Consider the following 5,633-nt stretch of genomic DNA (forward strand, 5'->3'; position numbering starts at 1 on the left):
AAATGCCTTATAACCATCTCACTATCCTTAAATGCTAATTCTAAATTCCTCTTTACAACTCTAGTATAATCGCTTACTTTACTTAATCTTAAAGCACATTTATCATTTCCATATTTAAAATCAGGAAGGTACACGTCAACAACATTTTTTAATAATCTCATTGATTTTTATTTTGTCTAAATTTGGTCTTACTTTTATGCTTTTGTCATTTTTTATTGGACATACTTTGCTTTTTTTTCTCCTTCTAGGCTTAATAATTAAAAAATATCCATCAAATAAGCTGGTTAAATTTAATTTTTTAAAAGGCAAAATGTATAAAACTCTTATTTTTACAGGATTTTTTTATAATATAGCAGTTTGGATCGATAAATTTATTTTTTGGTATCATCCCCTAACTAGTTCAGAAGTTTTATCTTGGCTTAGAGACTCTTCAATTTATGATCTACCTATATTTTTAGCTTATCTTGCTATTGCTCCCGGTATGGCGGTTTTTTTATTTAGAATAGAAACAGATTTTGCAAAAAAATATGACAACTATTACACTTCGGCAAGAGAAGGAGCCACGCTTGAACATATTTATAAAAACGGAAACGATATGATTGAGAGTGCAAGAACAGCGTTAGTTGAGATTTTGAGAATACAGAGTATAATTACGATTATTTTGATAATTTTTAGCGAAGAGATATTTAAATTTTTAGATATTCCTTTGTTATATATTCCACTATTTCATATTGATCTAATAGCTACATTACTTCAGCTGTTTTTTATGTCCATTTTAGCCATTTTATTTTATCTTGATAGAAGAAAAAATGTTTTGATATTAACCTCAACCTTTTTTATATTAAATTTTTTACTTTCTCTATTAACAATATATTTAGGCCCATATTTTTTTGGATACGGATTTGCAATTTCTTTGTTGTTAGTTTCGACAATGGGTATGTATATAATAAACAAAGATTTTAAAAGGCTCCATTATGAAACGTTTATGCTTCAATAAAATATTTTTTATTCTATTTTTATTAATTGGCCCTTTATACGCCAAGTCAGCTCCAAATAGTGTGATTTTGTATTATGGTGATAACCCTCCAAAAGAGATATTTAGGATTTTTGACTGGGTAGTTGTTGAACCAAAAAATATAAAAAACATATCTAAATATAAAAAAGAGGCAAAAGTTTTTGCTTATATCAGTTTAGAAGAAGCTCAATTTGATGATAAGGTAAATAAAAAATGGGTTATTGGAAAAAACAGGGATTGGAATAGCTATATTTTAGATATAAGAGATAAAAATTATCAAAATTATCTATTTAAAAAATTAAAATCTCTTGAAAAATATGATGGATTTATGTTTGATACATTGGATTCATATCAGATAGTTTTAAAAAACCAAAAAGAAAAAAAAGAGTACGAAAAAGCCTTGAGCTATTTTATAAATCAATGTAAAAAAAGATTTCCAAATAAATTGATAATTATAAATAGAGGCTTTGAAATTTATCACAATATAAAAAATAGCATAGACGCACTTTTGGTAGAATCTTTATATAGCGGCGTTGATACTAAAACGATGGAGATAAAAAAAGTTGCAAAAGAGGACAGAAATTGGTTGTTAGCAAAATTGAATCAAATAAAAAAGGAAAAACCCGTAATTGTAGTGGACTATCTAAATCCCCCGTTTAAAGAGGGAGAAAAAATCGCAAAAAAGATAAGTTTTTACGGTTTTATCCCATATATATCAAATATCCAATTAGATAATATTGGAATTAGCAATATAAAATATATACCAAGAAAAGTATTGATTTTATATTATAGTGATCTGCCAAAAAACGAAACAGAAGCTCATTCGCTATTTTCTATGCCTTTAGAGTATATGGGTTTTATACCTAAACTTTGGAATATCAAAAAAAAGGGACTTCCAAAAGAAAATATTTTTGATAGATACGCCGGTGTAATAGTTGCTTTTGAGCAAAATAGAGTAGAAAATGAAAAAGAGTGGTTTAATTGGATATATAAAAATATCAAAAAAGAAGTAAAATTTTTATTTATAAACGGTTTTGGTTTTGAAAATGACAAATATTTTGAAAAATTGGGATTAAGTAAAGTTAATAATATAAATAAAAATCACTCCTTAGTTCTTGATAAAATTGCCAACTTTGAAACAATTCCGTTACTTCAAGATACTGAGTATTTATTGTATTCAAAAGAGATAAAAAATATTGTAGGAGTAAAAGCAAATAAAAAAATATTAAGCGCCGCGGCTATAACTAAATGGGGAGGTTTTGCTCTACCTGGAAGTGCTACATATACGGCTTTTAGTAATAATTTATGGGTTATAGATCCTTTTGTTTTTTTCAAAAATTCTTTGAAATTGCCAGATATTCCGGTTTTAGATACTACCACCGAAAATGGAAGAAGAATTCTGTTTATTCATATAGACGGTGATGGATTTATGGAAAAAGCGTATTTTAAAAACCAAAAATTTTCCGCTGAAGTTTTATATGACGAAATATTAAAAAAATATAAAATTCCACATTCTATATCCGTAATAGAAGGTGAAATATCGCCTAATGGGCTTTATCCAAAAGATTCTCATAAATTATTAAATATTGCCAAAATGATATATAAACTCCCTTATATAGAACCTGCAAGCCATAGTTTCACACACCCTTTTAAGTGGAGTAGGATGGAAAATAAAGAAGAAGGTTATAATCTTCCAATAAAAAATTATGAATTTGATTTAAAAAGAGAAATTTTAGATTCAATAAAATTCGTAGATTCCCTTCTTCCAAAAGGGAAAAAAACAAAACTCTTTTTTTGGACCGGAGATTGCCTTCCCTCAAAAAAAGCACTAAAACTTTGCTATGAAAACAATATTTTAAATATTAACGGGGGCGATACCACTATTACCGATGAAAATCCATGGCTATCTTACATATCTCCTCTTGGATTATATAGAGGCGAATATTTTCAAGTATATGCTGCCGTTCAAAATGAAAATGTTTTTACAGATGATTGGAAAAATTTCGGAGGATATATAAAAGTCATTGAAACATTTAAAAAAACGGAATCTCCTAAAAGGATAAAACCGATAAATATATATTATCATTTTTATTCCGCATCAAAAAAAGCATCTTTAAATGCTTTAAAAAGAGTTTATGAATGGGCCTTAAAACAAAAGATTACACCAATGTATGCCTCAATGTGGATAAAAAGAGTTTTAGACTATGAAAATAGCGTTATAGCAAAAAAAGATAACGGATGGATAATAGTCACAGATAAAAATATAAAAACCATAAGATATGCTAAAAAGCCAGATCTAATACAATCAAAAAATATTATAGGATATTATAAAAAACATAACAATTTTTATATTCATTTAAATAACAAAGGAAAATATACACTTTTTTTTAACGAAAACAAAAATAATAAACCTTATATTGTCAACTCTAACGCAATTTTAATCAACGAAGAAAAAAACTATTTCAAATTTAAATCATATTTGCCTATAGAAATTTCGTTTTATTTGCCAAAAAAATGTAGTTATAAAATAATTCCTCAATTTGGATATAAAAAAGATAAAAGTAATGAGATCATAAATATAAAATATAAAAATAGTAAAGAGGTGAAGATTGAGTTTTCCTGCAAATAATTTAATCGATAAAAAGATATTTAAATGGTATGAAATTGTTGGATTTATTTTTATAATTGCCTCTTTGTTATATCTACTATTTCCAAAAGATAAGATAGTTGAACTCATTTTAAAAGAGAAAGGCGATGATAACCTAATAATTAAATATATCGAAAATATAAAAAAATATCATGATATCGATCTAAAACTTCATCTTGTACTATTTGAGAAATATCTTAATACTTCAAAAATAGATAAAGCAGAAAATGAGCTTGAAACTATCTATAAAAATTTTCCAAATTTTTCTAAAAAAGAGTTTTTAAAATATAAACTTGTCAAAACAGAATATTTTTTAACAAAAGATGAAAAAAAGAGAGGCTTTATAAAAAAAGAGATAGAAAATATATTGAATAATTTGATAAAAAACACAAAAAAAACTAAACAACTCAAATATATCTATAAAGAGGCTCTATCCTTTGAGTTATATCAGATAGCATTAAATTCTATAGAAAAGATCATAAAAAATAATAATGATCTCAAATGGATTAAAAATGCCTACAAGATATCTATGCAAACAAAAAATTATAAAAAAGCAAAAAAATATCTTCAAAATTTGATTAAAAAAGATCCTTTACATAAAAAAATTTATCTATTTGACCTTGCAAATATTTATATCCATACAAAAGAGTATAAAAAAGCTTCAAATATATATTATAACTTAGCTCAGATAGATAAAGAAAAATCTCTTAAATGGCTTCAAAAAAGCGCAATGTTTTCTATTTTATATAAAGATTATGAAATAGGAGCAAAAAGATACATAGAAGCTATGATCAGATCAAAAGATTTCAAAAACAAAAAAAGATTTTTTATGGAAGCTATTAAAGTATCATTATGGGGTAACAAAAAAGATTTAGCGATAAAATATATAAAAATGTATAAAAACCTTTTTATTCACGACAAAGAGTGTGCTATTTTTATGCTTAAGACGGCTTTGGCTTTAGAGGAGCTAACTCTTGCAAATAAAATATCAAAAGATATCGCAAAAAGGTTAAAATAATGAAAAGATTTTTTGTTATTTTTCTTTTGGTTATCAACCTTTTTGGTAAAAATGAAGAGTTTGATTTAATATTGAAATCTTTTTTATATAGCAACGATATTAAAAGTGCATACGATTTTGTAAAAAGAGTCGTTGAAAAGTATGATCCTCAAAATATATATTATAGAGAATGGCTAGCAAAAATAGCTTTATGGAATAAAAAAAGCGATATTGCTTTAAAACATTACTACATTTTATATAGTAAATACAAAATAAGAAAATATGAAGATATCTGTTTAAAACTTGCTCTTGCTTTAAATAGATACGATATCGCTAAAAAAATCTTATTAAAAAAAGCGTCAAAAGGGGATAAAAAAAGTTTTGAAAAATTACTAGATATTCTTACTTATGAAGCGCAATATGATCAAGCAATTGAATATATTAAAAAATTTAAATATCTTTTTTCTAAAAAAGAGTATCTATTAAAATTGATGCATTTTTATAAAATGAATTCAAATAATAAACAACTATTAATAACTGCAAATAGATTTGCAAAAGATTATAACTATTTACCAACGGAAATCTCGATAAAATTGGCTAAATACCTTTTTATAAAAAGAGAGTTTAACAAAGCTTACGAGATTTTAAAAAAAGTGGATAATGAAACTCCTTACTATTTAGAAAATCTCTACCTTTTTTCAAAACTTCTAAATGATAAAAAAACTTCATTTGAGGCGTTAAAAAAATTGGCAAAATATCCTAATACAAACTTATACTATATAACTCAACTTATAAAATTTTATTATGAAAAAAATATGTTCCAAAAAGGAGAAGAATTAGCATTAAGATATTTTCACAAAACAAAAAATATAACTTTTTTAAATCTATATATCTTAAATGCACAAAAAAATAGAAAATGGAATAAAATATTGAAAATATTACTCCCTACGATATTCCCCACGCTGATACTGGGA

The 5,633-nt window shown here is 25.4% G+C and carries 4 protein-coding genes; all 4 read left to right on the forward strand.

Features of this window, described 5'->3' with window-relative positions; translation table 11 throughout:
- Positions 1-196 precede the first annotated feature (196 nt).
- Complete coding sequence (gene pelG / locus AC30RD_RS05595) at positions 197-997, forward strand: exopolysaccharide Pel transporter PelG (protein WP_489493349.1); 801 nt, start codon at positions 197-199, stop codon at positions 995-997.
- The gene (locus tag AC30RD_RS05600) at positions 975-3,644 is read left to right on the forward strand and encodes an endo alpha-1,4 polygalactosaminidase (protein ID WP_489493350.1); all 2,670 of its coding nucleotides are present in this window, start codon (positions 975-977) and stop codon (positions 3,642-3,644) included. Before pelG ends, AC30RD_RS05600 begins: the two co-directional genes overlap by 23 nt.
- A complete protein-coding gene (locus AC30RD_RS05605) occupies positions 3,625-4,680 on the forward strand; it encodes a tetratricopeptide repeat protein (protein ID WP_489493351.1) in 1,056 nt (351 codons plus the stop codon). The genes AC30RD_RS05600 and AC30RD_RS05605 overlap by 20 nt, the downstream gene beginning before the upstream one ends.
- Positions 4,680-5,633, forward strand: a 954-nt coding sequence (locus AC30RD_RS05610) for a tetratricopeptide repeat protein (RefSeq protein WP_489493352.1), incomplete at its 3' end; no start/stop codon positions are given. The genes AC30RD_RS05605 and AC30RD_RS05610, both read left to right, overlap by 1 nt.

The organism is Nitrosophilus sp., assembly GCF_982775275.1.